The organism is Streptomyces sp. NPDC086989 (assembly GCF_044745505.1).
GTDB lineage: Bacteria > Actinomycetota > Actinomycetes > Streptomycetales > Streptomycetaceae > Streptomyces.
The window spans coordinates 139,350-163,620 of the sequence record NZ_JBIVAL010000002.1 but is presented as its reverse complement, the minus strand read 5'-3'; the positions used below and the strand labels follow the sequence as shown (position 1 = coordinate 163,620).

General features: G+C 71.2%; 25 protein-coding genes and 1 riboswitch. Of the genes, 14 read left to right on the top strand and 11 right to left on the bottom strand.

The window, feature by feature from the left end; all coding sequences use genetic code 11:
- Positions 1–33: 33 nt before the first annotated feature.
- Complete coding sequence (locus ACIPK4_RS04475) at positions 34–1,440, bottom strand: family 2B encapsulin nanocompartment shell protein (protein WP_402309226.1); 1,407 nt, start codon at positions 1,438–1,440, stop codon at positions 34–36.
- A 324-nt stretch (positions 1,441–1,764) separates the two neighbouring features.
- Here ACIPK4_RS04475 and ACIPK4_RS04470 point away from each other — a divergent pair, with 324 nt between their 5' ends.
- The 3 genes from ACIPK4_RS04470 to ACIPK4_RS04460 are packed head-to-tail and all read left to right on the top strand — an operon-like array spanning position 1,765 to position 3,795.
- Positions 1,765–2,352 (top strand): N-acetylmuramoyl-L-alanine amidase, encoded by a 588-nt coding sequence (locus ACIPK4_RS04470; protein ID WP_402309224.1) that lies wholly within the window; start codon positions 1,765–1,767, stop codon positions 2,350–2,352.
- A gap of 49 nt (positions 2,353–2,401) precedes the next feature.
- Positions 2,402–2,869 carry a GNAT family N-acetyltransferase gene (locus tag ACIPK4_RS04465; RefSeq protein WP_402309222.1) on the top strand — a complete coding sequence of 156 codons (468 nt, stop codon included), beginning with the start codon at positions 2,402–2,404 and terminating at the stop codon, positions 2,867–2,869.
- A 17-nt stretch (positions 2,870–2,886) separates the two neighbouring features.
- Complete coding sequence (locus ACIPK4_RS04460; protein ID WP_402309220.1) at positions 2,887–3,795, top strand: 1-aminocyclopropane-1-carboxylate deaminase/D-cysteine desulfhydrase; 909 nt, start codon at positions 2,887–2,889, stop codon at positions 3,793–3,795.
- Here ACIPK4_RS04460 and ACIPK4_RS04455 read toward each other — a convergent pair.
- Together ACIPK4_RS04455 and ACIPK4_RS04450 are read right to left on the bottom strand one after the other, a co-directional pair.
- A complete protein-coding gene (locus ACIPK4_RS04455; RefSeq protein ID WP_402309218.1) occupies positions 3,779–4,132 on the bottom strand; it encodes a hypothetical protein in 354 nt (117 codons plus the stop codon). The genes ACIPK4_RS04460 and ACIPK4_RS04455 overlap by 17 nt on opposite strands.
- Before the next feature lie 42 nt (positions 4,133–4,174).
- Positions 4,175–5,752 carry a Na+/H+ antiporter gene (locus ACIPK4_RS04450; RefSeq protein ID WP_402309216.1) on the bottom strand — a complete coding sequence of 526 codons (1,578 nt, stop codon included), beginning with the start codon at positions 5,750–5,752 and terminating at the stop codon, positions 4,175–4,177.
- 75 nt (positions 5,753–5,827) lie between these two features.
- On the opposite strand from ACIPK4_RS04450, the gene ACIPK4_RS04445 reads away from it, so the two are divergent.
- The 3 genes from ACIPK4_RS04445 to ACIPK4_RS04435 all read left to right on the top strand — a co-directional run bounded on the left by ACIPK4_RS04445 (position 5,828) and on the right by ACIPK4_RS04435 (position 7,737).
- A complete protein-coding gene (locus ACIPK4_RS04445) occupies positions 5,828–6,088 on the top strand; it encodes a UBP-type zinc finger domain-containing protein (RefSeq protein ID WP_402309214.1) in 261 nt (86 codons plus the stop codon).
- A 204-nt stretch (positions 6,089–6,292) separates the two neighbouring features.
- Entirely contained in the window at positions 6,293–6,706 is a 414-nt protein-coding gene (locus ACIPK4_RS04440) for an anti-sigma regulatory factor (protein ID WP_376196528.1), read from the top strand.
- 17 nt (positions 6,707–6,723) lie between these two features.
- Positions 6,724–7,737 (top strand): RNA polymerase sigma factor SigF, encoded by a 1,014-nt coding sequence (locus ACIPK4_RS04435; RefSeq protein WP_376196527.1) that lies wholly within the window; start codon positions 6,724–6,726, stop codon positions 7,735–7,737.
- Between the two features lie 36 nt (positions 7,738–7,773).
- Here ACIPK4_RS04435 and ACIPK4_RS04430 read toward each other — a convergent pair whose 3' ends face one another.
- Positions 7,774–8,211 carry a hypothetical protein gene (locus ACIPK4_RS04430; protein ID WP_402309212.1) on the bottom strand — a complete coding sequence of 146 codons (438 nt, stop codon included), beginning with the start codon at positions 8,209–8,211 and terminating at the stop codon, positions 7,774–7,776.
- Between the two features lie 84 nt (positions 8,212–8,295).
- Here ACIPK4_RS04430 and ACIPK4_RS04425 point away from each other — a divergent pair, with 84 nt between their 5' ends.
- Positions 8,296–9,261, top strand: coding sequence for a diacylglycerol kinase family protein (locus ACIPK4_RS04425; protein ID WP_054223115.1), 966 nt, complete (start codon positions 8,296–8,298; stop codon positions 9,259–9,261).
- Between the two features lie 323 nt (positions 9,262–9,584).
- Positions 9,585–9,842 carry a WhiB family transcriptional regulator gene (locus ACIPK4_RS04420; protein WP_004937597.1) on the top strand — a complete coding sequence of 86 codons (258 nt, stop codon included), beginning with the start codon at positions 9,585–9,587 and terminating at the stop codon, positions 9,840–9,842.
- 190 nt (positions 9,843–10,032) lie between these two features.
- Here ACIPK4_RS04420 and ACIPK4_RS04415 read toward each other — a convergent pair whose 3' ends face one another.
- Positions 10,033–11,502 carry a sensor histidine kinase gene (locus ACIPK4_RS04415; protein ID WP_402309707.1) on the bottom strand — a complete coding sequence of 490 codons (1,470 nt, stop codon included), beginning with the start codon at positions 11,500–11,502 and terminating at the stop codon, positions 10,033–10,035.
- Positions 11,503–11,850: 348 nt separating this feature from the next.
- Positions 11,851–12,456 (bottom strand): TetR/AcrR family transcriptional regulator, encoded by a 606-nt coding sequence (locus ACIPK4_RS04410; protein ID WP_402309210.1) that lies wholly within the window; start codon positions 12,454–12,456, stop codon positions 11,851–11,853.
- Between the two features lie 85 nt (positions 12,457–12,541).
- Between ACIPK4_RS04410 and ACIPK4_RS04405 the strand changes: the two genes are divergently transcribed.
- Together ACIPK4_RS04405 and nagB are read left to right on the top strand one after the other, a co-directional pair.
- Positions 12,542–13,303, top strand: coding sequence for an SDR family NAD(P)-dependent oxidoreductase (locus tag ACIPK4_RS04405; RefSeq protein ID WP_402309208.1), 762 nt, complete (start codon positions 12,542–12,544; stop codon positions 13,301–13,303).
- A gap of 207 nt (positions 13,304–13,510) precedes the next feature.
- Entirely contained in the window at positions 13,511–14,296 is a 786-nt protein-coding gene (nagB, locus tag ACIPK4_RS04400; protein ID WP_054223119.1) for a glucosamine-6-phosphate deaminase, read from the top strand.
- Between the two features lie 136 nt (positions 14,297–14,432).
- Here the strand turns inward: nagB and ACIPK4_RS04395 are convergent, their stop codons facing one another.
- The 4 genes from ACIPK4_RS04395 to ACIPK4_RS04380 form a co-directional block, all read right to left on the bottom strand.
- On the bottom strand, positions 14,433–15,938 hold the full coding sequence (locus ACIPK4_RS04395; protein WP_402309206.1) for a glycoside hydrolase family 3 protein: 1,506 nt from the start codon (positions 15,936–15,938) through the stop codon (positions 14,433–14,435).
- A 6-nt stretch (positions 15,939–15,944) separates the two neighbouring features.
- Positions 15,945–16,781 (bottom strand): carbohydrate ABC transporter permease, encoded by an 837-nt coding sequence (locus tag ACIPK4_RS04390; RefSeq protein ID WP_385184062.1) that lies wholly within the window; start codon positions 16,779–16,781, stop codon positions 15,945–15,947.
- 53 nt (positions 16,782–16,834) lie between these two features.
- Positions 16,835–17,851, bottom strand: coding sequence for a carbohydrate ABC transporter permease (locus tag ACIPK4_RS04385; protein ID WP_402309204.1), 1,017 nt, complete (start codon positions 17,849–17,851; stop codon positions 16,835–16,837).
- 108 nt (positions 17,852–17,959) lie between these two features.
- On the bottom strand, positions 17,960–19,243 hold the full coding sequence (locus ACIPK4_RS04380; protein ID WP_402309202.1) for an extracellular solute-binding protein: 1,284 nt from the start codon (positions 19,241–19,243) through the stop codon (positions 17,960–17,962).
- 290 nt (positions 19,244–19,533) lie between these two features.
- On the opposite strand from ACIPK4_RS04380, the gene ACIPK4_RS04375 reads away from it, so the two are divergent.
- The 3 genes from ACIPK4_RS04375 (at position 19,534) to ACIPK4_RS04365 (ending at position 22,841) form a co-directional block, all read left to right on the top strand.
- Entirely contained in the window at positions 19,534–20,298 is a 765-nt protein-coding gene (locus ACIPK4_RS04375; RefSeq protein ID WP_030153577.1) for a GntR family transcriptional regulator, read from the top strand.
- Between the two features lie 195 nt (positions 20,299–20,493).
- Positions 20,494–22,647: a carbon starvation CstA family protein gene (locus ACIPK4_RS04370; protein ID WP_402309201.1), complete on the top strand. Its 2,154-nt coding sequence runs from the start codon at positions 20,494–20,496 to the stop codon at positions 22,645–22,647.
- Complete coding sequence (locus ACIPK4_RS04365) at positions 22,644–22,841, top strand: CstA-like transporter-associated (seleno)protein (protein ID WP_402309199.1); 198 nt, start codon at positions 22,644–22,646, stop codon at positions 22,839–22,841. The genes ACIPK4_RS04370 and ACIPK4_RS04365 overlap by 4 nt, the downstream gene beginning before the upstream one ends.
- A gap of 54 nt (positions 22,842–22,895) precedes the next feature.
- Here the strand turns inward: ACIPK4_RS04365 and ACIPK4_RS04360 are convergent, their stop codons facing one another.
- Positions 22,896–23,486: a Uma2 family endonuclease gene (locus ACIPK4_RS04360; protein WP_402309198.1), complete on the bottom strand. Its 591-nt coding sequence runs from the start codon at positions 23,484–23,486 to the stop codon at positions 22,896–22,898.
- Positions 23,487–23,564: 78 nt separating this feature from the next.
- Between ACIPK4_RS04360 and ACIPK4_RS04355 the strand changes: the two genes are divergently transcribed.
- Entirely contained in the window at positions 23,565–24,065 is a 501-nt protein-coding gene (locus ACIPK4_RS04355) for a GNAT family N-acetyltransferase (protein ID WP_054223125.1), read from the top strand.
- Between the two features lie 34 nt (positions 24,066–24,099).
- Positions 24,100–24,241, top strand: a riboswitch (cobalamin riboswitch).
- Positions 24,242–24,271: the final 30 nt, after the last annotated feature.

Genomic DNA, 24,271 nt, shown 5'->3' with positions numbered 1-24,271 from the left:
AATCCCGATCCCCGGTGGTGCCCGGCCGGCCGCTCAGCGCCAGCGGGCGATCTCGACGTTCTCCAGGACGCCGAGCGCGTCCGGCACCAGTACCGCGGCGGAGAAGTAGGCGGTGACCAGGTACGAGATGATCGACTGCTCGCTGATCCCCATGAAGCGCACCGACATGCTCGGCTCGATCTCGTCCGGGATGCCGGGCTGGTGGAGGCCGATGACTCCGGAGTCGGCCTCGCCGGTGCGCATGCAGAGGATGGACGTCGTCCGCGCGTCGCTGATCGGGATCTTGTTGCACGGGAAGATCGGCACCCCGCGCCAGGACGCCACCCGGGTGCCGGCGACGTCGACCGTCTCCGGGTACAGGCCGCGCTTGTTGCACTCGCGGCCGAAGGCGGCGATCGCCTTGGGGTGGGCGAGGAACAGGTCGGAGCCGCGGCGCATGCTGAGCAGCTGGTCCATGTCGTCGGGGCTGGGGCCGCCGTCGTGCGGCTGGATGCGCTGGTCGTAGTCGGCGTTGTGCAGCAGGCCGAAGTCGCGGTTGTTGAGCATCTCGTGCTCCTGGCGCTCGCGCAGCGCCTCGACCGTGAGCCGCAACTGCTGCTCGGTCTGGTTCATCGGCTGGTTGTAGAGGTCGGCGACGCGGGTGTGCACCCGCAGGACCGTTTGTGCAATCGAGAGCTCGTACTCGCGTGGCCTGGCCTCGTAGTCCACGAAGGTGCCGGGGAGGACGGCCTCGCCGCGGTGGCCGGCGGAGAGGTCGATCGCGGCCTCGCCGTACGCGTTGGTGCGCTGCGCGGGCAGCGACCGCTGGGCCTGTACGTGCTCGCGCAGCGAGTCGACCCGGTCGGCGAGCAGCCGGAAGTCCTGGCGGGACAGGACGAGCGCGGTGCCCGAGGTGGCGGCGCGGGCGGTGTACTCCCAGATCGCCTCCTCGTCGACGAGGGAGTCCTCGCCGAAGTAGGCGCCGTCGGCGACGGTCCGCAGCACGGCGTCCTCGCCGTAGGGGCCGGGGCCGATCTGGTCGATGCGGCCGTGGGCGAGCAGGAACACGCTGTCGGAGGCGCTGCCGAAGGAGGTGAGTTCCTGTCCGGCCTCGAAGTCGACCTGCCGGCACCGCTGGGCGAGCTCGGAGAGCACGTCCAGGTCCTCGTAGGTGCGCAGGAGCGGGAGTTCGCCGAGTTCGGCGGGGATGACCTGGACCTGGGTCCCGGTCTTGACGAACTCCACGCGCCCGTCGCCGACCGTGTAACTCAGTCGCCGGTTCACCCGGTACGTGCCGCCCTGGACGGAGACCCACGGGAGCATCTTCAGGAGCCACCGGTCGGTGATCTCCTGCATCTGCGGCGCGGACTTGGTCGTGGTTGCCAAGTTCCGGGCGGCCGCGGTCGCAAGGCTCCGCTGTGGTGTCTGGACCTCGGGTTCGGAACCTGCCTGGACCGACATGTGCATCCCTTTCGATCACTCCATGGATCTGCGGGATGCAGCCTTCCAGTACGGAACGTGGTGAGACCATTACACAAAAGGGTGGGACTACTCCGTCCGGGGGGTGGGCACCCTTTGGGGTCCCCCTCCTCCCTCCACCCGCCCCGGGCACCCCGGCGTACCTGTGAGTGACTGCCGTGACGGGTGGGCCGTTCGGGCCGAGTGTCCGGATCGGCTCGCTCACTGTACGAATGCACTAGCCCGGAAGAACTGCCTCCATTACACCGGAGAGCAACGAGGTGGACACGAAAGGTGACCATCGCGCATCCGGAGGGGAGGCGGCCCATGTCCGCACCCATGTCCGCGGACCGGTTCATCGGAGCACTGCGCAACGAGGGCCTGACCGTCGTCGAGGTCGGCGCCTGGCGCACCCACAACCGCAACCACAAGGGCCCGTGGGGCCCCGTGAACGGGGTGATGATCCACCACACCGTCACGCACGGCACCGCGTTCACCGTCTCGCTCTGCCGCGACGGCGACGCGGCCCTGCCCGGCCCGCTCTGCCACGGCGTGATCACCAAGGACGGCCGCGTCCACCTGGTCGGCTACGGCCGGGCCAACCACGCGGGGCTGGGCGACTCCGACGTCCTGGCGGCAGTGATCGCCGAGAAGCGGCTGCCCCCCGACCGCCACGCCGACACCGACGGCAACCGCCACTTCTACGGCTTCGAGTGCGAGAACCTCGGCGACGGCGACGACCCCTGGCCGGAGGTCCAGCTCGACGCCATGGCCCGCGCGGCGGCGGCCCTGTGTCGCGTGCACGGCTGGACCGAGCGCTCGGTGATCGGCCACCTCGAATGGCAGCCCGGCAAGATCGACCCGAAGGGCTTCACGATGGCCGCGTTCCGCGCCCGGGTCGGCGAACGCCTCTAGTGACGGAATCGGGTTGACACCCCGATGACCGAACCGTTTCCCTGACCCGATGGCTGATCTTCGCATCGAACGGGTGGCCGGCGAAGCCTCCCTCCAGGACTGGCGGCACGTCCACAACGTGATCATCCCCCCGGACGCCCTCACCCTCGACGAGGTCCGCGAGCGCGCCGGGCGCCACCTCCTGGACGTCGCCTACCTCGGCGACGAGCTCGTCGGCTGCATGACCGTGCGCCGGCCCACGGCCGACGCCCCGTCGGTGGCCACCGTGATCGCCCGGATCCTGCCCGCGCACCGCGGGCAGGGCTTCGGCACCGCCCTCTACGCCCACGGCCTCGCCGCGGCGCACGCGCTCGTCCCCGCCCCCGACACGATCGAGACGATCGTCCTGGGCTCCAACGAGGACGGCCTGCGCTTCGCCCGCGCCCACGGCTTCGAGGAGTCCGAGCGCTACGTCCTCCCGGGCGCGACGGTCCCGTACGTCCACCTGCGGCGGCACTCCGCCGCCCCGAACACCTGAGCACCCACAATGGACGGGTGAACCGTCCCGCGAACCCCGAGGAGCCCCTGCGGCCGCGCCCGCCCTCACCGCTGTCCGAGGTGCGCGACGAGCGGTTCGAGCGGTACGGGGTGCGGCTGCTGCTGAAGCGGGACGACCTCGTGCACCCCGAGCTGCCCGGCAACAAGTGGCGCAAGCTCGCACCGAATCTGCGGGCCGCCCTCGCCGGGGGCTTCCCCGGGGTGGTGACCTTCGGCGGGGCGTACTCGAACCACCTGCGGGCCACCGCGGCGGCCGGGCGGCTGCTGGGGATGGAGTCCGTCGGGATCGTCCGGGGCGACGAGCTCGCCGGCCGGCCCCTCAACGACTCCCTGGCCCGCTGCGCGGCGGACGGGATGCGGCTGCACTTCGTCACGCGCTCGGAGTACCGCCGCAAGGCCGAACCCGAGGTGCTGGCCCGGCTGCTCGCGCAGGCCGGCGCGGCCTCCTCGTACGTGGTCCCGGAGGGCGGCAGCAACGCCCTCGCCCTGCAGGGGTGTGCGGAGCTCGGGCGCGAACTGCGGGGCGCTTGCGACGTCGTCGCGGTGGCCTGCGGCACGGGCGGCACCCTGGCCGGACTGGCGGCCGGACTGGCTTTGGGCCAGCGGGCTCTGGGCGTGCCCGTCCTGGCGGGCGGGTTCCTGGAGGCGGAGATACGTTCCCTCCAGCAGGCGGCCTTCGGCGGCCCGGCCGGGGAGTGGAGTCTGGCGGAGGGCTTCCACCACGGCGGCTACGCACGCGTCCCCGCCCTGCTCGACGCGTTCGCCGCCGACTTCGAGGAGCGGCACGGGTTCCCGGTCGAGCGGATCTACGTGGCCAAGCTGCTCTGGGCCCTGGCCGCACTCGCGGAGTCGGGGGCCTTCCCCGCCGGCACCACCCTGACCGCCGTCATCACGGGCCGCCCGTGACCGGTGCGGCGCGTGTGGCGTGCCAGTACCAGCGGGTGGCCGCCAGCAGGGCCGGCCCGTAGCCCGCGAACGCCGTGCAGCCGCTCCACGCCACCGCCAAGGTGTCGCCCCGGGAGGGGAGGTCCCCCGGCCGCACCGGCAGCGCGCCCAGCTGGGCCGGCACCAGGTACGCCAGCCCCAGCAGGCCGTACGGCACGAGCGTGCCCACCCCGATCAGTGCCGGAGCCGGCGGCAGCCACCTCGGCAGGCGCAGCCCCCACGGCCGGATCAGGCAGAAGAACAGCAGGATCCCGGCCAGGGCCGGCAGGGCCGTCGGGTCCAGGCCCCACCGCTCCAAAGCGAGCCACGGGCCCGCCGTCCCCGTCCCCCGGGCGGGGGATCAGGCCGCTTCCTCGCGGTAGGCCGCGGCCTCCTCCAGATCCAGCCTGCGCAGCAGGCCGCGCAGCATCTCGTCGTCGATCCGGCGGTGGTCGCGCAGGTTCACGAACACCTCGCGCTCCGCCGCGATCATCTCCCGGGCGAGGCGCCGGTAGACGTCGTCCGCCGATTCCCCGGTGACCGGGTTGACCTCCCCCAGGCGCTCCCACACCGCGTTGCGCCGGCGTTCCATCACCGTGCGCAGCCGCTCCGCCAGCGGCGGCGGCAGCGCGTTCTCCGGCTCGGCCAGCAGCTCGGCCAGGCGGTCCTCCGCCGACCGCGAGGCCTCGCTCTGCGCCTGCGCCTCCGCGAGGGTCTCCGCCTGCAGGTCCCGCGGTGGCAGCCGCAGCAGCCGGATCAGCGGTGGCAGTGTCAGGCCCTGCACCACCAGCGTGCCGATGACCGTCGTGAAGGTCAGGAAGAGGATCAGGTTCCGGTGCGGCACGCTGACCGGCACCGAGAAGGCGATCGCCAGCGAGACCACCCCGCGCATCCCCGCCCAGCCGACGATCACCGGCGCCTTCCAGTTGGTGTCCGGCTCCCGCGTCCGGATCCGCTCCGACAGCCGGGGCACGAACGTGGCCGGGAACACCCAGACGAAGCGGGCCACCACCACGGCCAGGAACACCGCCAGCGCGTACCAGGCCGCGTGCCAGCCCTCGTACTCGGCGACCCCCTTCAGAACCACCGGCAGCTGGAGGCCGATCAGTGCGAAGACCACCGACTCCAGGATGAAGGCGACCATCTTCCACACCGCCTCCTCCTGGAGCCGGGTCGCGAAGTCCACCTGCCAGTTGCGGTGCCCGAGGTACAGCGCCACGACGACCACCGCGAGCACGCCCGAGGCGTGCACCCGCTCGGCCGCCGCGTACGCCACGAACGGGATCAGCAGCGAGAGCGTGTTCTGCAGCAGCGGCTCCCGCAGCCGCTTGCGCAGGTGGTGGATCGGAACCATCAGCACCAGGCCCACGCCCACGCCGCCCACCGAGGCCAGCAGGAACTCCGCGATCCCGCCCGCCCAGCCGGCGCTCACCCCGACGGCCGCGGCCAGGGCCACCTTGTACGCGGTGATCGCCGTGGCGTCGTTCACGAGGGACTCGCCCTGCAGGATGGTGGTGATCCGGTTCGGCAGCCCCAGCTTGCGGGCGATCGCCGTCGCGGCCACCGCGTCGGGGGGCGCGATCACCGCGCCGAGCACCAGCGCCACCGGCAGCGACAGCCCGGGCACCACCAGGTACGCCGCGTACCCCACGGCGACCGTCGCGAAGAGCACGTACCCGACCGACAGCAGGCCCACGGGCCGGATGTTCGCCCGCAGGTCCAGGTACGAACTGTCCACCGCAGCCGTGTACAGCAGCGGCGGGAGCAACAGGGGCAGCACGATGTGCGGGTCGAGGGCGTACGAGGGCACGCCGGGGACGTACGAGGCCATCAGACCGGCGGCGACCAGCAGCAGGGGCGCGGGCACCCGCGTCCGGCGGGCGGCCCCCGCTACGGCCGCGCTGCCCGCCACCAGCGCCACCAGCGGCAATACCTCCATCGAAGATCCACCCTCGCTCGTCGTAACTGATCGGCATTCGTCCTGCGGCGCCCGCACGTCAGTACGCTGGCAATCATGAGCGAGTGCACCCACGTTCCTGAACTGCCGCGCCCCGAGCCCGTCCCGTCCGCCCTGACCTGTCCCGAATGTCTGGCACTGGGGAGCCATCCGGTGCAGTTGCGGATGTGCCTGGGGTGCGGGTACGTGGCGTGCTGCGACTCCTCCCCCCACCGGCACGCCTCCGCGCACTACCAGAGCACCGGCCATCCGGTCATGCGAAGCTTCGAGCCGGGCGAGACGTGGCGGTGGTGTTTTGTCGACGGTTCGATCGTCTGAGGCGGGGTAGGTCAACCCTCCGCCGGTTCCCCTGATTTGGGCCCGCAGACCCCTAGCCACTGTGCGTACCCGTGGGCTTACCATCAGTCACCGGCCGCGGGCAGGGGTGTCTGAAACGGGCGCGATGAGGGGTGCCGCGACACGATCGCCCGGATCGCGATAGCGTCACCGGCGAACAGAGCTCGTACCACCTTGGAGGTGAGGGTGTCCCAGATCGCAGGCGAGCCCGGGACCCAGGACTTCGTGGAAGTCCGGCTGCCCGCTGCGGGTGCCTACCTGTCGGTGCTGCGAACGGCCACGGCCGGCCTCGCGGCACGTTTGGACTTCACCCTCGACGAGATCGAGGACCTCCGCATCGCGGTGGACGAGGCCTGCGCGATCCTGCTTCAACAGGCCGTGCCGGGCTCCGTCCTCAGCTGCGTGTTCCGGTTGGTCGACGACTCGCTGGAGGTGACGGTCTCCGCACCGACCACGGACGGGCGCGCACCCGAGCGCGACACGTTCGCCTGGACCGTCCTGTCGGCGCTGGCCGGCAAGGTCGAGTCCACGGTCGAGGACGACCGGACGGTGAGCATCAGCCTCTACAAACAGCGCGGCGCGGGTCCAGGCCCGGCGTGAACAGCGGGGAGATCCCGGTGCGGGGCGGGGATCGGCCCCGGGTACGGCACGAGGTCGACGGCGGCATCCCGGAGCAGCAGCACGCCCGGCCGCACCCGGCTGACGCGGATGCGGAAGACGGCTTTTTGGACTCGGCGGAGCGACGGGCGGGCCCTATGAGCGAGAACCAGCACGAAGAACCACAATCCTCACAGCCACCCGGGGCCGCTGCCACGGCCCCGGACGCGGAACCGGCGGCGGCACCCGTGCTGCCGGTGCCCGCGGTGCTGCCCGATCCGCGCGACCGCAGCGGCGCGCGGGCCCTGTTCATCGAGTTGCGGGCGCTGCCCGACGGCTCGGCGGAGAAGGCGGAGCTGCGCAACCGGCTCGTACGGATGCACCTGCCCCTGGTCGAGCACCTCGCCCGGCGGTTCCGCAACCGCGGTGAGCCGCTGGACGACCTGACCCAGGTCGCCACCATCGGCCTGATCAAGTCGGTGGACCGGTTCGACCCGGACCGCGGGGTCGAGTTCTCCACCTACGCGACGCCGACGGTGGTCGGCGAGATCAAGCGGCACTTCCGCGACAAGGGCTGGGCCGTGCGCGTGCCCCGGCGCCTTCAGGAGCTGCGGCTCTCGCTGACCACCGCCACGGCGGAGCTGTCCCAGCAGCACGGCCGCTCCCCCACCGTGCACGAGCTCGCGGAGCGGCTCGGGATCTCCGAGGAGGAGGTGCTGGAGGGGCTGGAATCGGCCAATGCCTACAGCACGCTCTCCCTGGACGTGCCCGACACCGACGACGAATCGCCGGCGGTGGCGGACACCCTGGGCGCGGAGGACGAGGCGCTGGAGGGCGTCGAGTACCGCGAGTCGCTCAAGCCGCTCCTGGAGGGACTGCCCCCGCGGGAGAAGCGGATCCTGCTGCTGCGGTTCTTCGGCAACATGACCCAGTCGCAGATCGCGCAGGAGGTCGGCATCTCCCAGATGCACGTCTCGCGCCTGCTGGCCCGCACCCTGGCCCAGCTGCGCGAGAAGCTCCTCGTGGAGGAGTAGACGGGGAGTGGGCCGGGACGGTACGGGCCGTCGGGGCTATCGGGTCTGCTCGCCGGGCCCGATTCCCAGCGCCACGGTCGCCGTCGAGTTCACCAGCAGGGCCACGACGGCCACCGCGGCCACGGCCAGCGCCACGGCGGCGGCGATCATCGCCCCACCCGTGGAGTACAGGGTCCACGCCACCGGCAGCGCCATCAGCTGGGTGATCAGCGCGGGCCCGCGGCTCCAGCGGCGGCCCAGCCGCAGCCCGCGCGCCGCGATCAGCGGCAGGGCGGCGAGCGCGAGCAGGGTGACCCCGCCGGTCTCGGCCTGCTGCGGGGAATCGGGGTCGCCTGCGATGCCCACGAACAGCATGTAGACGCCGAGACCGGCCAGCGCGAGGCCCTCCAGGGCGGTCAGCGCGGCGGCGGCGGTGAGCCGCCGGGGCAGCGGGGCGGTCGGCCGGGCGGGGGCGGGGGTGGGCTTCGTACTCACCCCAGCAGGGTAGCCGCGCCCCCGCGGAGCCGGAGGGGACGGGCAGTATGGGCGGCATCCGAACGGGTCGGTAGGCTGGCGTTCATGCGTGCACTTCTCGTGGCCAATCCAGCAGCAACGACCACCAGTGCGCGCACGCGCGACGTCCTGACCCACGCCCTGGCCAGCGAAATGAAGCTGGAGGCGGTGACCACCGAGTACCGCGGACACGCCCGGGACCTGGGCCGCCGGGCGGCCGAACAGGGAATGGACCTCGTCGTGGCGCTCGGCGGCGACGGCACCGTCAACGAAGTGGTCAACGGGCTCCTCCACGACGGGCCGGATCCGGAGCACCTGCCCCGGCTGGCGGTGGTCCCCGGGGGGTCGACCAATGTGTTCGCCCGCGCGCTCGGACTCCCCAACGACGCCGTCGAGGCGACCGGCGCCCTGCTGGACGCGCTGCGGGAGCAGCGCGAGCGGACGGTGGGCCTGGGCCTGGCGGCCGGCACCCCGGGCACGGAGGACGAGTCGGCTCCGGCGCGCTGGTTCACGTTCTGCGCGGGGTTCGGTTTCGACGCGGGCGTCGTGGGCCGGGTGGAACAGCAGCGCGAGCGCGGCAAGCGTTCGACGCACGCCCTGTACGTACGGCAGCTGGTGCGCACGTTCTGGGAGGAGCCGAACCGGCGCCACGGCACGGTGACCCTGGAGCGCCCCGGCGCGGATCCCGTGACGGATCTGGTGCTGTCGATAGTCTGCAACACCTCGCCGTGGACGTATCTGGGCAATCGTCCGCTTTACGCCTCCCCGGAGGCGTCCTTCGATACCGCACTTGACGTATTGGCACTCAATCGTTTGTCAACTCCGGCGGTCGCTCGCTACGCGACACAGCTCCTGACCTCGACTCCTGAGCGCGGTCCGCACGGCAAGCATGCGGTGTCTCTGCACGATCTGACCGACTTCACCTTGCATTCGAAGGTTCCGCTTCCGTTCCAGATGGACGGAGACCACCTCGGTCTGCGCACCAGCGTTCGGTTCACAGGCGTACGCCGTGCACTGCGTGTGATTGTGTGAGTGGAAGGGCCCAAAGTCCTTTCACTCGAACGTTTACACGCCGGTCCACCCTCACGATGTAGGGCTGTGACCTAGTAGACACCGACGAATCAAAAAAAACTTTCCGGAAGGGGTTGTATCCCCGTCCGAGGTTTGCGAATCTCTTCATGGCGATCGGGACAGCCCGCAGGACCCGGCACCCACACAGGCCGCCAGAACCCCTCCACGAGTCCCTGACTGAACCTTCCAGGAAACTGGGTGGTCGCCCTTCCCTCACGGGGGGATTCGTGAAAGCGTTCACATTCACAAGCAACCTGCCCGCAATACAAGGAGATGGAGCAGCCATGGACTGGCGTCACAACGCCGTTTGCCGCGAGGAAGACCCGGAACTCTTCTTCCCCATCGGCAACACCGGTCCTGCGCTGCTGCAGATCGAGGAAGCCAAGGCCGTCTGCCGCCGCTGCCCCGTCATGGAGCAGTGCCTGCAGTGGGCGCTCGAGTCCGGTCAGGACTCCGGCGTCTGGGGCGGTCTCAGCGAGGACGAGCGCCGCGCCATGAAGCGCCGCGCCGCTCGCAATCGGGCGCGCAACGCGACCGCCTGACATCGACTTTCGAGCCTCGAGCCGCAGCGCGTAGCAACACCAGACAAGCGCTCAGCAACGTGCTCTTGAGCCCCGGACCGAGAACCTTCGGTCCGGGGCTCAGTGCTGTCCGGGGTGCACCCGGGATCGGGGTCCGCGTCCGGGCCCGAGTCCGGGTCCGGGCCCGGATCCACTCCGTCACACTGCGTGACTACTTCTGCGGGCTGGCCGGGATGTCGAGGACGACCTTGGTGCCGCGCGGCTCGGCCCGGAGCATGTCGAACGTGCCGCCGAGCTCCCCCTCGACCAGGGTCCGGACGATCTGGAGGCCGAGGTTCCCGGCCCGCTGCGGGTCGAAGCCCTCGGGCAGGCCGGAGCCGTCGTCGAGCACCGTGATCAGCAACCGGCCGTCCGCGCGGCCGGAGCCGGTGCGGAGCGCGGACACCTCGACCCGGCCGCCCTCCCCCTGGGTGAAGGCGTGCTCCAGGGCGTTCTGGAGGATCTCCGTCAGCACCATCGACAGCGGAGTGGCGACCTCCGCGTCCAGGATCCCGAACCGGCCGGTACGCCGGCACTCCACCTTGCCGGGCGAGATCTCCGCGACCATCGCGATCACCCGGTCGGCGATCTCGTCGAACTCGACGCGCTCGTCGAGGTTCTGAGAGAGCGTCTCGTGCACGATCGCGATCGAACCGACGCGGCGCACGGCCTCGTTGAGGGCTTCGCGGCCGCCCTCCGAATCCATCCGGCGGGCCTGCAACCGCAGCAGTGCGGCCACGGTCTGGAGGTTGTTCTTCACCCGGTGGTGGATCTCCCGGATGGTCGCGTCCTTGGTAATCAATTCGCGTTCGCGACGGCGCAGTTCCGTGACGTCCCGGCACAGGACGAGGGAGCCGATCCGGGTGCCCTTGGGCTTGAGCGGGATCGCGCGCAGCTGGATGACCCCGCCGTTCCCCTCGACCTCGGTCTCGCGCGGGGCCCAGCCGCTGGCGAGCTTGACGATCGCCTCGTCCACCGGGCCCCGCGTGGGGGCGAGTTCGGCGGTGGTGGTGCCCAGGTGCTGGCCGACGAGGTCGGCGGCGAGGCCGAGCCGGTGGTAGGCGGAGAGGGCGTTCGGGGACGCGTATGTGACCACGCCGTCGGCGTCGAGCCGCATCAGGCCGTCCCCGGCGCGCGGGGAGGCGTCCATGTCGACCTGCTGGCCGGGGAAGGGGAAGGAGCCGGCCGCGATCATCTGGGCCAGGTCGGAGGCGGACTGGAGGTAGGTGAGCTCCAGCCGGCTGGGTGTACGCACAGTGAGCAGATTGGTGTTGCGCGCGATCACGCCCAGCACCCGGCCCTCGCGGCGCACCGGGATGGACTCGACCCGGACGGGCACCTCCTCGCGCCACTCCGGGTCGCCCTCGCGCACGATCCGGCCCTCGTCGAGCGCGGCGTCCAGCAGCGGGCGCCGTCCGCGCGGCACGAGGTGGCCGACCATGTCGTCCTGGTAGGAGGTGGGGCCGGTGTTGGGGCGCATCTGTGCGACCGAGACGTACCGGGTGCCGTCGAGGGTGGGGACCCACAGAACGAGGTCGGCGAAGGAGAGGTCGGAGAGCAGCTGCCACTCCGAGACCAGCAGGTGGAGCCACTCCAGGTCGGTTTCACTGAGAGCGGTGTGCTGGCGTACGAGGTCGTTCATGGAGGGCACGGGGCGAGCGTACCCCGGGTATGGGCCATGACTTTCCCCACGGCGACTACTCAGGAGTATCCAGGAGGGGCCCGGTCCGCGTACTGTTGGAGGAAGTGACGGGATGGCAGAGCCCGCCATTGGATAGACAGAACAGATTGGTCTAGTCCACAATTGAGTGATACTTCCGCCCTCCCCGCACAGGAGGACGGATCGAGGTAAGCCGCGCGCTCTGCCCTGACCGCGCAGGCACCTCCCCCCGGCCGACGGGAACCGCACACCCTTCGGCCGTAAGTACTCCGGGCTACGGTGCCGGACGGGTTGAGGGTCCCGTCCCGGCACCGTGGCCCAGAGGAATCCTCACGAGGCGGAAATTCCCGGCCAGGCTCCCATCGCGAGCTCCGCGACCGCTTCCAGTTCCTCCCGGCCCGCCCCGTCGCGCGACTGCTGGGACATCCCCACCAGGACCGCCAGCGCATAGCGGGCCAGCGCCCGGGCATCGGTACCCGCGGGCAGCACGCCGGCGGCGACGTCCGCCCGGATCCGGCGCTCGAACATCTCCAGGCTGGCCTCGCGGCGCTCGCGCAGCGCCCGGGCCACCTCGTCCGAGGTGGTGTTGACGGCGGCGCTGATCACCAGGCAGCCCGGCGGGTGGGCCGGGTCGGTGTAGATCTCGGCCGCCTCGCGCAGGACGCGGCGCAGACCGGCCCCGGCGGTGGGCTCCTCGGCCAGGGCCGCGCCCGCGAAGTCCGCGTACCGGCCGCCGTAGACCGCCACGACCTCGTCGAAGAGCTTGCGCTTGTCGCCGAAGGCGGCGTAGAGGCTGGGCGCACTGATGCCGAGGGACGCGGTCAGGTCGGCGATCGAGGTCGCCTCGTAGCCGTGCTCCCAGAAGGCGAGCATCGCCTTGTCGAGGGCTGCGTCGCGGTCGAAGGAGCGGGGCCTGCCCCGCTGTCCGGTCACCATGCGCCGATTCTATAGCGGGCACTACGGAATCTGGTACGGTCCCTTTCTGTAGCGACCACTAGCAAATGCTGAAGGGGGGCGCGTCATGGGCGTGCTCAAGGGGAAGACGGCACTGGTCACAGGCGGCAGCCGGGGCATCGGGCGAGCGGTGTCCGAGCGGCTCGCCCGCGACGGGGCGCTGGTCGCCGTGCACTACGGGCGCAACGAGGCGGCGGCGGAGGAGACCGTCGCGGCGATCGGGGCGGCCGGAGGGCGGGCTTTCGCGATCGGGGCCGAGCTCGGGGTGCCGGGCGACGCGCAGGCGCTGTGGGCGGCGTACGAGGCCCACCCGCTGCACACGGACACGGTCGACGTCCTGGTGAACAACGCGGGCGCCGCCACGTTCGCCGGCCTCGCGGACACGGACGAGGACACGTACGACCGGGTCCACGCGCTCAACGCGAAGGCGCCGTTCTTCGTGATCAAGCACGGGCTGGCACGGCTGCCGGACGGGGGCCGGATCGTGAACGTCACCGGCACCCCGGACATCGCCCTGCCGGCGATCCTGGCCACCATCACCGCCAAGGGGGCGGTGAACGCCCTGACCCGGTCCCTGGCCGCCGAACTGGCCCCGCGCGGGATCACGGTGAACTCGGTGGGCCCGGGCATCACGGACACCGACCTCAACGCGGGCTGGCTGGCGGACCCGGCGGCGCGGGCGCACGCCTGCGCCCGGTCCGTCTTCGGCCGGGTGGGCACGGCCGAGGAGGTGGCCGACGTGGTGGCCTTCCTGGCCTCGGCCGACTCCCGGTGGGTGACGGGCCAGCACCTGGACGCGACGGGCGGCCTCCAGCTGTCCCTGCTGTGAGCCGCCCGCCGGCCGGCCCGGGCGGCCCGGACCGGACCCCGGGGCGCCGCGGGGGTGCGCGCCGGGGGCGCGGCGGGCGTCGGGAGGCCGCCGGCGGGCATCCGGACCACGATGGAAGGGGGTCGCAAGACCGGCCGCGGAGGGCCCCACCTCTGCTAGATTGGTCTATACCACCCTACCGCCCCACTCCAGATCGGCAGGCCCCGCGTGGAAGTTGTCATCGTCCCGGACGCCAAGGCAGGCGGCGAACTCATCGCGGAGGCCATGGCCGCCCTGGTCCGCCGCAAGCCCGACGCCCTGCTCGGCGTGGCGACCGGTTCTACCCCGCTGCCCGTCTACGAGGCCCTGGCCGCCAAGGTGAAGGCCGGCGAGGTCGACGCCGGCCGCGCCCGCGTCTGCCAGCTCGACGAGTACGTCGGCCTGCCGGCCGGCCACCCCGAGTCCTACCGCGCCGTCGTACTCCGCGAGGTCGTCGAGCCGCTCGGCCTGTCCGAGGCCTCCTTCATGGGCCCGGACGGCTCCGCCGCCGACCTCGTCGCGGCGTGCGAGGCGTACGACCGCGCCCTCGCCGAGGCCGGCGGGGTGGACCTCCAGCTGCTCGGCATCGGCACCGACGGGCACATCGGCTTCAACGAGCCCTGTTCCTCGCTCGCGTCCCGCACGCGGATCAAGACGCTGACCGAGCAGACCCGCGTCGACAACGCACGCTTCTTCGACGACGACATAGCCCAGGTCCCGCACCACGTCATCACCCAGGGCATCGGCACCATCCTCGACGCCCGCCACCTGGTCCTGCTCGCCACCGGCGAGGGCAAGGCCGAGGCCGTCGCCCAGACCGTCGAGGGCCCGCTGTCCGCGCTGGTCCCGGCCTCCGCGCTCCAGCTGCACCGGCACGCGACCGTCGTCGTGGACGAGGCCGCCGCATCCAAGCTGAAGCTGGCCGACTACTTCCGGCACGCCTACGCCAACAAGCCGGCGTGGCAGGGCCTTTAGGGTCCCTCCCGCGCGCCGAAGGGCCGGGCTCCCCTCCACGGGAGCCCGGCCCTTTCGCGTCCCCCGGGTGGGCCCGTGCCCCCGGGACAGGGCGTCCGGGGGCACGGGACAGGGCGGCCGGGAGCTCCGGGGCTGGTCAGACCCCGGCGATCAGCTCCGCCGCCGCCCTGCCACAGACGCGCGAGGCGCCGTGGGTCGCGAGGTACAGGGCTCCGCGGGGCTCGGCCCGCGGCACGCCCATCTCGACGACGACGGTGTCCGGGCGGACCGCGACCAGCGCGTCCAGGGCCGCCGTCATCCACGGGTGCCGGTGCGCGTCGCGGACCACCAGCACGACGGTGCGCTCCCCCGCCGCCGCCAGGACGTCCGCGGCGGTGGCTCCCTCCGCGAACACCCCGGAGGAGGTCCCCGGCACCAGCGCGGCCAGTTCGCCGGCCAGGCCCCAGGGGGTCTCGTCACCGACCGCGATGTTCGCGACGGGTGCGAGCGTGGCCACGTACGGCGCGCTCACGCGCGCGGCGGCGCCGGACACGACCACCGCGCGGCGGGCCGCCGCCAGACCGATGCCGGGCGCGCCCCCCTCCGGCGCGCCCGGCGCGGCGGCGGCCCGGGCCTGCCGGGTCCATGCGGCCAGCGCCCGTACCCGGGCGGCGGCGTCGGCGAGCCGCTCCTCCGGGAGGGCGCCCTCCCGTACGGCCGCGACGAGGGCGTCGCGCAGCCGCAGCACGGTGGCCTCGTCGGCGAGCCCGCCGCCGACGCAGATGGCGTCGGCGCCGGCCGCGAGGGCGAGGACCGAGCCGCGCTCGATGCCGTACGTCCCGGCGATGGCGTTCATCTCCATGCCGTCGGTGACGATCAGCCCCTCGTAGCCGAGCTCCTTGCGCAGCAGACCGGTCAGGATCTGCGGGCTGAGCGTGGCCGGCCGGGTCGGGTCGAGGGCGGGCACGAGGATGTGCGCGCTCATCACGGCCTTGCTGCCGGCCTCGATGGCGGCCTTGAACGGGACGAGCTCACGGGCGTGGAGGGTGTCGAGGTCCACGTCGATGCGGGGCAGGGCGTGGTGCGAGTCGACGTTGGTGTCGCCGTGGCCGGGGAAGTGCTTGGTGCAGGCGGCGACGCCGGCGGCCTGGAGGCCCTCGACGTACGCGGCGGTGTGCCGGGCGGCGAGGTGGGTGTCGGCTCCGAAGGACCGGACGCCGATGACGGGGTTGTCCGGGTTGGAGTTGACGTCCGCGGACGGGGCCCAGTTGAGGTTGACCCCGCACTCGGCGAGGCGGCGTCCCAGCTCGCGGGCGACGTCCCGGGTGAGCGCGGTGTCGTCGACGGCGCCGAGGGCCAGGTTGCCGGGGAAGGAGGAGCCGCCGCGGACCTCCAGGCGGGTGACGTCGCCGCCCTCCTCGTCGATGGCGACGAGGACGTCGTCCCGCTCGGCGCGCAGCCGGGCGGTGAGTGCGGTGAGCTGCTCGGGCGAGGCGATGTTGCGGCCGAAGAGGCCGACGGCGGTGAGGCCTTCGCCGATCCGGCGGAGCAGCCACGCGGGGGCGGTGGTGCCCTCGAAGCCGGGCTGGAGGACGGCGAGGGCGTCGCGGTTGAGGCGGTCGCCCGAGGAGGACGCGGCGGTGCGGTGCGCAAGGACAGTCATGGGCCGTTATCCCTTCACGGCGCCGGCGGTCATGCCGCCGACGGCCTTGCGCTGGAGGAAGACGAAGATCACCAGGACCGGGACCGCGAACAGCGAGGAGGCGGCCATGGTGGCGCCCCAGTCGTTGCCGAAGGCGGTCTGGAACTGGGTCAGCCACAGGGGCAGGGTCTGCGCGGTCTTGTCCTTGTTGAGGATGAGGACCATCGCGAACTCGTTCCAGGCGGTGATGAACCCGAAGAGCGAGGTGGACATCAGGCCGGGCGCCAGCAGCGGGAAGATCACCTTGCGGAAGGCCTGGCCGCGGGTGCAGCCGTCGATCTGCGCGGCCTCCTCCAGCGTCACCGGGACGGCGGCGATGAAACCGCGCAGGGTCCAGATGGTGAAGGGCAGGACCATCACGAAGTAGATCGCGGTCAGGAGCGGGAGGCTGTTCAGCATGTCGGCGTCGCGGGCGATCATGTACATCGCGATGACCATGACCTCCCAGGGGGCCATCTGCGCCATCATCACGCCGAGCACCAGGCCCTTGCGGCCCTTGAACTTCATCCGGGCGATGGCGAAGCTCGCGGCGAGGGCCACGGCCAGGGCCAGGACGACGGCGCCGACGGTGACGAGCAGGCTGTTCTGCACGTACGTCCAGAACAGGTCGACGCCGGTGGCCTTGGTGAAGTTGTCGAGCGTCGGGGTGAAGACGAAGACGGGGTCCTTGGAGAGGATCTGCCCGGACGGCTTGAGGGCCGAGGAGAACATCCAGTAGACCGGGAAGACGAAGACCACGGCGAGGACGAGGGCGCCCAGGTTCTTCGCGACCGCGGCGGGGCGCAGCGGGCGGCGCGTACGCAGCCGCCGGGCGGCCTCCGGTGCGGCGGGTGCGGGCTTCGGCGCGGTGGTGGTGCTCACTGCTCCTCCTCCTGCTTCAGGATCAGGCGGAAGTAGAAGGACATGACGATCACGAGCATGACGATCGTCAGGACGGAGATCGCTGCCGCGAGGGCGTAGTGGCCCTGGCTCTGGCCCTCGACGAAAGCGAAGACGGGCAGGGTCTCGGAGGCGCGGTCCGGGCCGCCGCGGTTCATCGCGTACACCTGGGTGAAGGCCTTGAAGACCCAGATCACTTCGAGGAACGTGGTGACGAGGAAGAACGGCTTGAGGTTGGGGAAGACGACCTGCCAGAACGTCTGCCAGCCGTTCGCGCCGTCCATCCGTGCCGCCTCGTACAGCTCGCCGCTGACGGTGGTCAGGCCTGCGTACATGTTGAGGGCGACGAACGGGACGGAGCCCCAGACCACCAGGACGGTGACGATGACCAGGGTGGAGAAGCCGGACTCGAACCAGTTGTGCTGCTCGTAGCCGGAGAAGCCGACCGTGCGCATGACCCAGTTCATGACGCCGAACTGCTCGTCGAACAGCCACTGGAAGACGGTGACGGACGCGACGATCGGCATGGCCCAGGCCATCACCAGGGCCATCGACAGGACCAGGCGCATCCATGTGCCGAGGCGGTTCAGCAGGATCCCGAGGAGGCTGCCGATCAGCATGATGAGGGCGACGTTGGCCGCGGTGAAGGCGAAGGTGCGGGCGACGACGGTCCAGAAGTGGGAGTCGCCCAGCAGCCGGGTGTAGTTCTCGACCCCGTTGAAGGGTGCCTTCCGCTGGATGAACTCGATCTTGTCGACCTTCTGGAACGACAGGATCACGTTCTTGGCCAGCGGGTACAGCAGCAGCGTGGCCAGGCTGAGGACCGCGGGCCCGACCAGGAGGTAGGGCAGCCAGCCCGAGGGGAGCGGCTTTCTGCCCCGGCGGGGAGCCGGCGGGGTGCTCCCCGTGGTCTTGGGCGGCGGCTGCCGCCGTCCGGCGGACTTCGGTGGTGCGTCCTGTGGAGCGGTCACCGCTCCCTGGGAGTGCACGGTCATGTCTTGGTTACCTCGGCTGCGGTCGGGCGTCGCACGGGTCGGTCATGCGCGACCGGGGGTGCGGCGGGCGCCTGGGCGCCGTCCGCACCCCCGGTGCTGCGTGCTGTGCTACTTGTTGATGCGGTTCGCGATTTCCTTGTCCGCGTCCGCGCCCGCCTTGGCGGCGTCCTCACCCTTCAGGACCTTGGTCATGAACTCCTTGAGCGGGTTGGGCTCGGTCTCGACGTTCGCCCAGCCCGGGGTGACCGGGGTGATGCGGCCGTTGACGCCGGCCTTGCCCATCGCCTCGGCGAAGGAGCCCGCGGCGGGGGCGAAGTTCGCGCCGGCCTGGTTGGGGAGCAGGGCGCCCTTGACCTCGGCGGCGTACTTCGTCATCTGGTCCTTGCCGGCGGCGAGGGCCAGCCACTCCTTGGCGAGCTCCTTGTTCTTGGAGCGCTCGGCGACGGCGAGGTTCGAGCCGCCGAGGAAGACGGTGCCCGGCTTGTCCGCGGTCTTGCCCGGGATCGGGAAGTAGCCGAAGTCGGCTTCCTTGCCCGCGTCCTTCAGGGCCTTCTCCGCACCGCCGGCCTCCCAGCCGAGACCGATCCAGGAGGCGACGCCGCCCTTGGGGACGATGTCGGTGGACTGCTGCGGGGTGGCCTCGTCCTTGTCCTTCGGGGCGGTGGAGTAGGCCTGGAGCTTCTTGTAGAAGTCCATCGCGGAGGCGGCCTGGGGCGTGCCGAGGCCGCCCTTCCACTTGCCGCCGTCCTTGACGGCGAGTTCGCCGCCCTCGTCCCAGATGAAGCCGGCGAGGACGTACCAGCTCTGGCCCGGGAGGTAGATCGGCTGCGTGGACGGGTCGGCGGCCTTCAGCTTGTCGAGGCCGGCGATCCACTCGTCGCGGGTGGTCGGCGGGGTGACACCGGCCTTGGCGAAGGCCTTCTTGTCGTAGACGACGACGCGGTTGGCCGCGTACCAGGGAGCGGAGTAGAGCTTGCCGTCGTACTCGGCCGAGGCGAGCATGCCCTTCTGCCAGGCGTCGGCGCCGAGCTTGGCCTTGTCCTTGGTGAGGTCGGCGAGGCCGCCGGTGACGGCGTAGCCGGCGGTCTGGGTGTTGCCGAGCTCGAGGACGTCCGGCGGGGTGTTCTCGGAGAGGGCCGTGGTGACCTTTTCCTGGATGCCCTTCCACTGCTGCTCTTCGACCTTTACCGTGACACCCGGGTGCTTGGCCGAGAACTCGGCGTTGACCGCGTCGATCCAGGCCTTGGGTGCGGAGCCGTCCATCACCCAGACGGTGATCTCCTTGGCGCCGCCCGCGTCGGTCTTCCCCTTGTCGTCGCCGCCGTTGCCGCACGCCGCGACACCGGCCATCATGCCCGCGACACTGACCGCCGCGATGAGCTTGCGCTTCACGCCACCCTCCTCAGGGATGCTGCCTGCACCTTCCCTCGCCCGCCGCGGTGACATGCACCAAGTACTGCCCTGGGGCCGGGATCTGATCCATATTGGTTTAGACCAGTAACCGGAGCTTGGCCTAGACCTTTAGGGGTGTCAAGGGTCTAATGAGCGGGTGATCGGTCCGTTACCGGACCGACACCTGGGGGAGGGAGGAGGCCTGTCCTCCCGCCCGTGTCACGATGTGACCGCACATATCGGAGGAGCCGGTGACGGCAGCGAAACTGGAGTCGGGAAGGCGGGCGGCGATGTCCACCGAAGGGGCGACCACGGAGCCGGAGGGCGGGGCAGCCACTCGCACGGCGCGCGTGCCCAAGTACTACCGACTCAAGCGGCACTTGCTCGACATGACCGAGACACTGCCCCCCGGCACGCCGGTGCCGCCGGAGCGCACGCTCGCGGCCGAGTTCGACACCTCGCGGACCACCGTGCGCCAGGCACTCCAGGAGCTGGTCGTCGAGGGCCGGCTGGAGCGCATCCAGGGCAAAGGCACCTTTGTCGCGAAACCGAAGGTTTCGCAGCCGCTCCAACTGTCCTCGTACACGGAGGACATGCGGGCCCAGGGGCTGGAGCCCACCTCCCAACTCCTCGACATCGGCTACGTGACGGCCGACGACACCCTCGCCGGACTCCTCAAGATCGCCACGGGCGGCCGGGTGCTGCGCATCGAGCGGCTGCGGCTGGCCAGCGGCGAGCCCATGGCCATCGAGACCACGCACCTCTCGGCCAAGCGGTTCCCCGCGCTGCGCCGCTCGCTGGCCAAGTACACCTCCCTCTACACCGCGCTCGCCGAGGTGTACGACGTACGGCTCGCGGAGGCCGAGGAGACCATCGAGACCTCCCTGGCCACCCCGCGCGAGGCGGGTCTGCTGGGCACCGACGTCGGCCTGCCGATGCTGATGCTCTCCCGGCACTCGCTCGACGCCGACGGCGAACCCGTCGAGTGGGTGCGCTCGGTGTACCGCGGCGATCGTTACAAGTTCGTGGCGCGACTCCAGCGCCCCGCCGTCTGATTCGTAGTTGACTCTCGTTCCGCTATACGGACGGGGGCTTACGTTCACCGGGCGGGCCCCCGTAGATTCCCTGCGCTTATGCAGATGATCAACGAGGGGACGAGGATCATGCCGGAACCGGAAGCAACAGGTACAGAACGGGACGCGGCGAGTCCGGGCACGGACTCGCCCTCCGCGCCGGGGAGCTCCGGGGGCATGACCCCCAAGTCGGTCGCCGTCTGGGTCCTCGTCGGTCTCATCGGGGCCCTCGGCTGGGGCATCCTCGCCCTCTCGCGCGGCGAGGAGATCTCGGCCGCGTGGCTGCTCGCCGCCGCGCTGGGGTCGTACGCCATCGGCTACCGCTTCTACGCGCGCTTCATCACCGACCGCGTCCTGAGGGTCGACAAGACGCGGGCCACCCCGGCCGAACGCCTCGACAACGGTGTCGACTTCCACCCCACCGACCGCCGGGTGCTGTTCGGCCACCACTTCGCCGCCGTCGCCGGCGCCGGCCCGCTCGTCGGTCCCGTGCTCGCCGCGCAGATGGGGTACCTGCCGGGCACCATCTGGATCGTCGCCGGCGTCATCTTCGCGGGCGCCGTCCAGGACATGGTCACCCTCTTCTTCTCCACCCGTCGCGACGGGCGCTCCCTCGGCCAGATGGCCCGGGACGAGATCGGCCCCGTCGGCGGAGCCGCCGCCCTGGTCGCCGTGTTCGCCATCATGATCATCCTGCTCGCGGTGCTCGCCCTGGTCATCGTCAACGCCCTGGCGCACTCCCCGTGGGGCGTCTTCTCCATCGGCATGACCATCCCGATCGCGCTCTTCATGGGCTTCTACCTGCGCGTGCTGCGCCCGGGCCGGGTCACGGAGATCTCCGTCATCGGCGTCGCCCTGCTGCTGCTCGCCATCGTCGCGGGCGGCTGGGTCGCCGAGTCCTCGTTCGCGAGCACCTTCACGCTGGAGAAGGAGACGCTCGTCCTCTGGATGGTCGCCTACGGCTTCATCGCCTCGGTGCTGCCGGTGTGGATGCTCCTCGCGCCCCGCGACTACCTGTCCACCTTCATGAAGGTGGGGACCATCGCGCTCATGGCGGTGGGCGTGGTCCTGGCGATGCCGACCCTGAAGATGCCCGCGGTCACCGACTTCGCCGCCCGCGGGGACGGACCGGTCTTCGCCGGGTCGATGTTCCCGTTCGTGTTCATCACCATCGCCTGCGGCGCCCTGTCCGGCTTCCACGCGCTGGTCTCCTCCGGCACCACCCCGAAGATGATCCAGAAGGAGACCCAGGTCCGGGTCATCGGCTACGGCGCCATGCTGACCGAGTCCTTCGTCGCCGTCATGGCGATCATCGCGGCCACCATCATCGAGCCCGGCCTGTTCTTCGCGGTCAACTCCCCCGCCGGCGTCATCGGCACCACCGTCGACACCGCCTCACAGGCCGTCACCCACTTCGGCTTCGCCATCTCGCCCGAGTTCCTCACACAGGCCGCGAAGGACGTGGAGGAGAGCAGCCTGCTGTCCCGGACGGGCGGCGCGCCGACCTTCGCACTCGGAATGTCGGAGATCTTCTCGTCCGTGCTCGGCGGCGCCGGGATGAAGGCGTTCTGGTACCACTTCGCGATCATGTTCGAGGCCCTGTTCATCCTGACCACCCTCGACGCGGGCACCCGGGTCGGCCGGTTCATGCTCCAGGACACCCTCGGCAACCTGCACAAGCCCTTCAAGGACGTCAGCTGGAAGCCGGGCGTGTGGCTGGCGAGCGCGGTGGTCGTGGGCGGCTGGGGCTACTTCCTGTGGGTCGGCGTCAAGGACCCGCTGGGCGGCATCAACCAGCTGTTCCCGCTGTTCGGGATCGCGAACCAGCTCCTCGCCGCGGTGGCGCTGGCCGTCTGCACCACGCTGCTGGTCAAGTCCGGGCGGCTGAAGTGGGCCTGGGTGACCGGTGTCCCGCTGGCGTGGGACGTGGCCGTCACGCTCACCGCGAGCTACCAGAAGGTGTTCTCCGACGACGTGAAGGTCGGGTTCTTCGCCCAGCGCGACAAGTACCAGGCCGGGATCGATGCCGGGAAGGTGCTGCCGCCCGCGAAGGACGCGGGCGAGATGCACACCATCGTCACCAACGCCACGGTCGACGGCGTGCTGTCGGCGCTCTTCGCGGCGCTGATCGTCATCGTGCTCCTGGACGCGGCGCGGACCTGCCTCAAGGCGGTCCGCAGCCCGGAGTCGGTCAGCCTGGCCGAGGTCCCGTGGACCGAGTCGAAGATCATCGCTCCGGCGGGGCTCATCGCGACGCCCGAGGAGCGGGCCGAGCTCGCCGCCGCCGGCCTGGACTCGGGCGGCGGCCGCGCGAAGGAGCCGGTGGCGTGAGCGGCGTCCGCGGGGCGCTGGCGAAGGCGAGGTACTTCGTACGGGAGTTCTCGGGCGAGGCGGCGTACGACCGGTACGTCGCGCACGCCCGCTCGCACGACCCCGGGGCCGAGGTCCTGACCCGCCGGGCCTTCGAACGCGCCCGCACGGACGCGCGCGAGGCCGATCCCCGGGAGGGGTTCGGCTGCTGCTGAGACGCGAGTGAAGGGCCCCGCCGACATCCGGCAGGGCCCTTCACGTGGTGCGTGTCAGCGCACCCAGTCCTTGAGGGGCTCGGTCCGCAGAGCGATGCCGACGGGTTCGGGAAGTGCAATGTCCTTGCCGAAGGGGACGGTGCGGACACTCTCGTAACGGCTGCCGTCCGGCTCACTGTGGACGGTGACCTCGCAGGCGTCCCGGTCGATCAGCAAGTACACCGGAATGCCCGTCTCCGCGTAGCCGCGGGGCTTCTCGTGCCGGTCGCGCGCGTCCGTGTCGGTGTCGGTGTCGTACGAGGTCACCTCCACGACCATGAGGGCCGGCTCGGGATCGACCCACTCCCCTTGCCCGGCGATGGAGCCGCTCGGCGCCAGGAGACCGTCGGGCCGAGCACGGCCGCCGCGGTACTGCTGGATCTTGATGCCTTGCTCGGCGAAGAGCCACAACTCCGGCCGGGACTGCATACAGATCCGCGTCAACCACTCGATGATCGCCCCGTGGCCCCCGTCCGGCACCGCCTTGACACCCAGCTTCCCGTTGATGAACTCGAACCGCAGCCCCTCGACCTCTCTGGCGGCAATCCGCGCCACGGTCTCGAACTCTTCGGTCAGCATCTGGGGCCGGTCTGTCATCACGGTCATGCCTCGCTCGCCTTCCTCGACGGTGCTGCCTTCGACGATAGCGCCGGGCACCGACAGCCGTCCGGCACACTCGACCGCATGGACATCGTGATCAGGGAAGCGCTGGCGGCGGAGTACGGGACGCTCGGGGAGATCACCGCACAGGCCTACCTCGGGGACGGGCTGCTGACGTTCGGCGAGGACGATCCGTACCTCGCGCGGCTGCGGGACGTGGCGGGGCGGGCGGCCGACGGGGTGATACTCGTCGCCGCGGCGGGCGACGGCCGGCTCCTCGGCGGTGTGGCCTTCGCCGCGCCCGGGAGCCCGCTGTGCGACATCGCCGGAGCCGACGAGGCCGAGTTCCGGATGCTGGCGGTCGCCCGGGAGGGCCGCGGGCGGGGCGCCGGGGAGGCCCTCGTGCGGGCGTGCATCGACCGCGCCCGGGCGATCGAGGGCGTGCGGCGCCTCGTGCTGTCCACCACGGACGACATGACCGGCGCCCACCGGATCTACGAACGGCTCGGTTTCGTCCGTACGCCCGCACGCGACTGGGAGCCCGTCCCCGGCCTCCCTCTGCTCACGTACGGTCTCGATCTGTAGCCACGCCGACACAACATCTAGGGGGTCGCGCAGGACGCGGCCCCCACATGTATGCTCGTCCTCGCTGTCGTCGCAGGGGAATCCGGTGGGAATCCGGAACTGTCCCGCAACGGTATGAAGTACACCCATTGGTGTCACCGCAAGTCCGATGACCTGCCGACAGTGCGCCCGGCTCGACCGAACCGGGTGTCGATACGTCCGGGCCT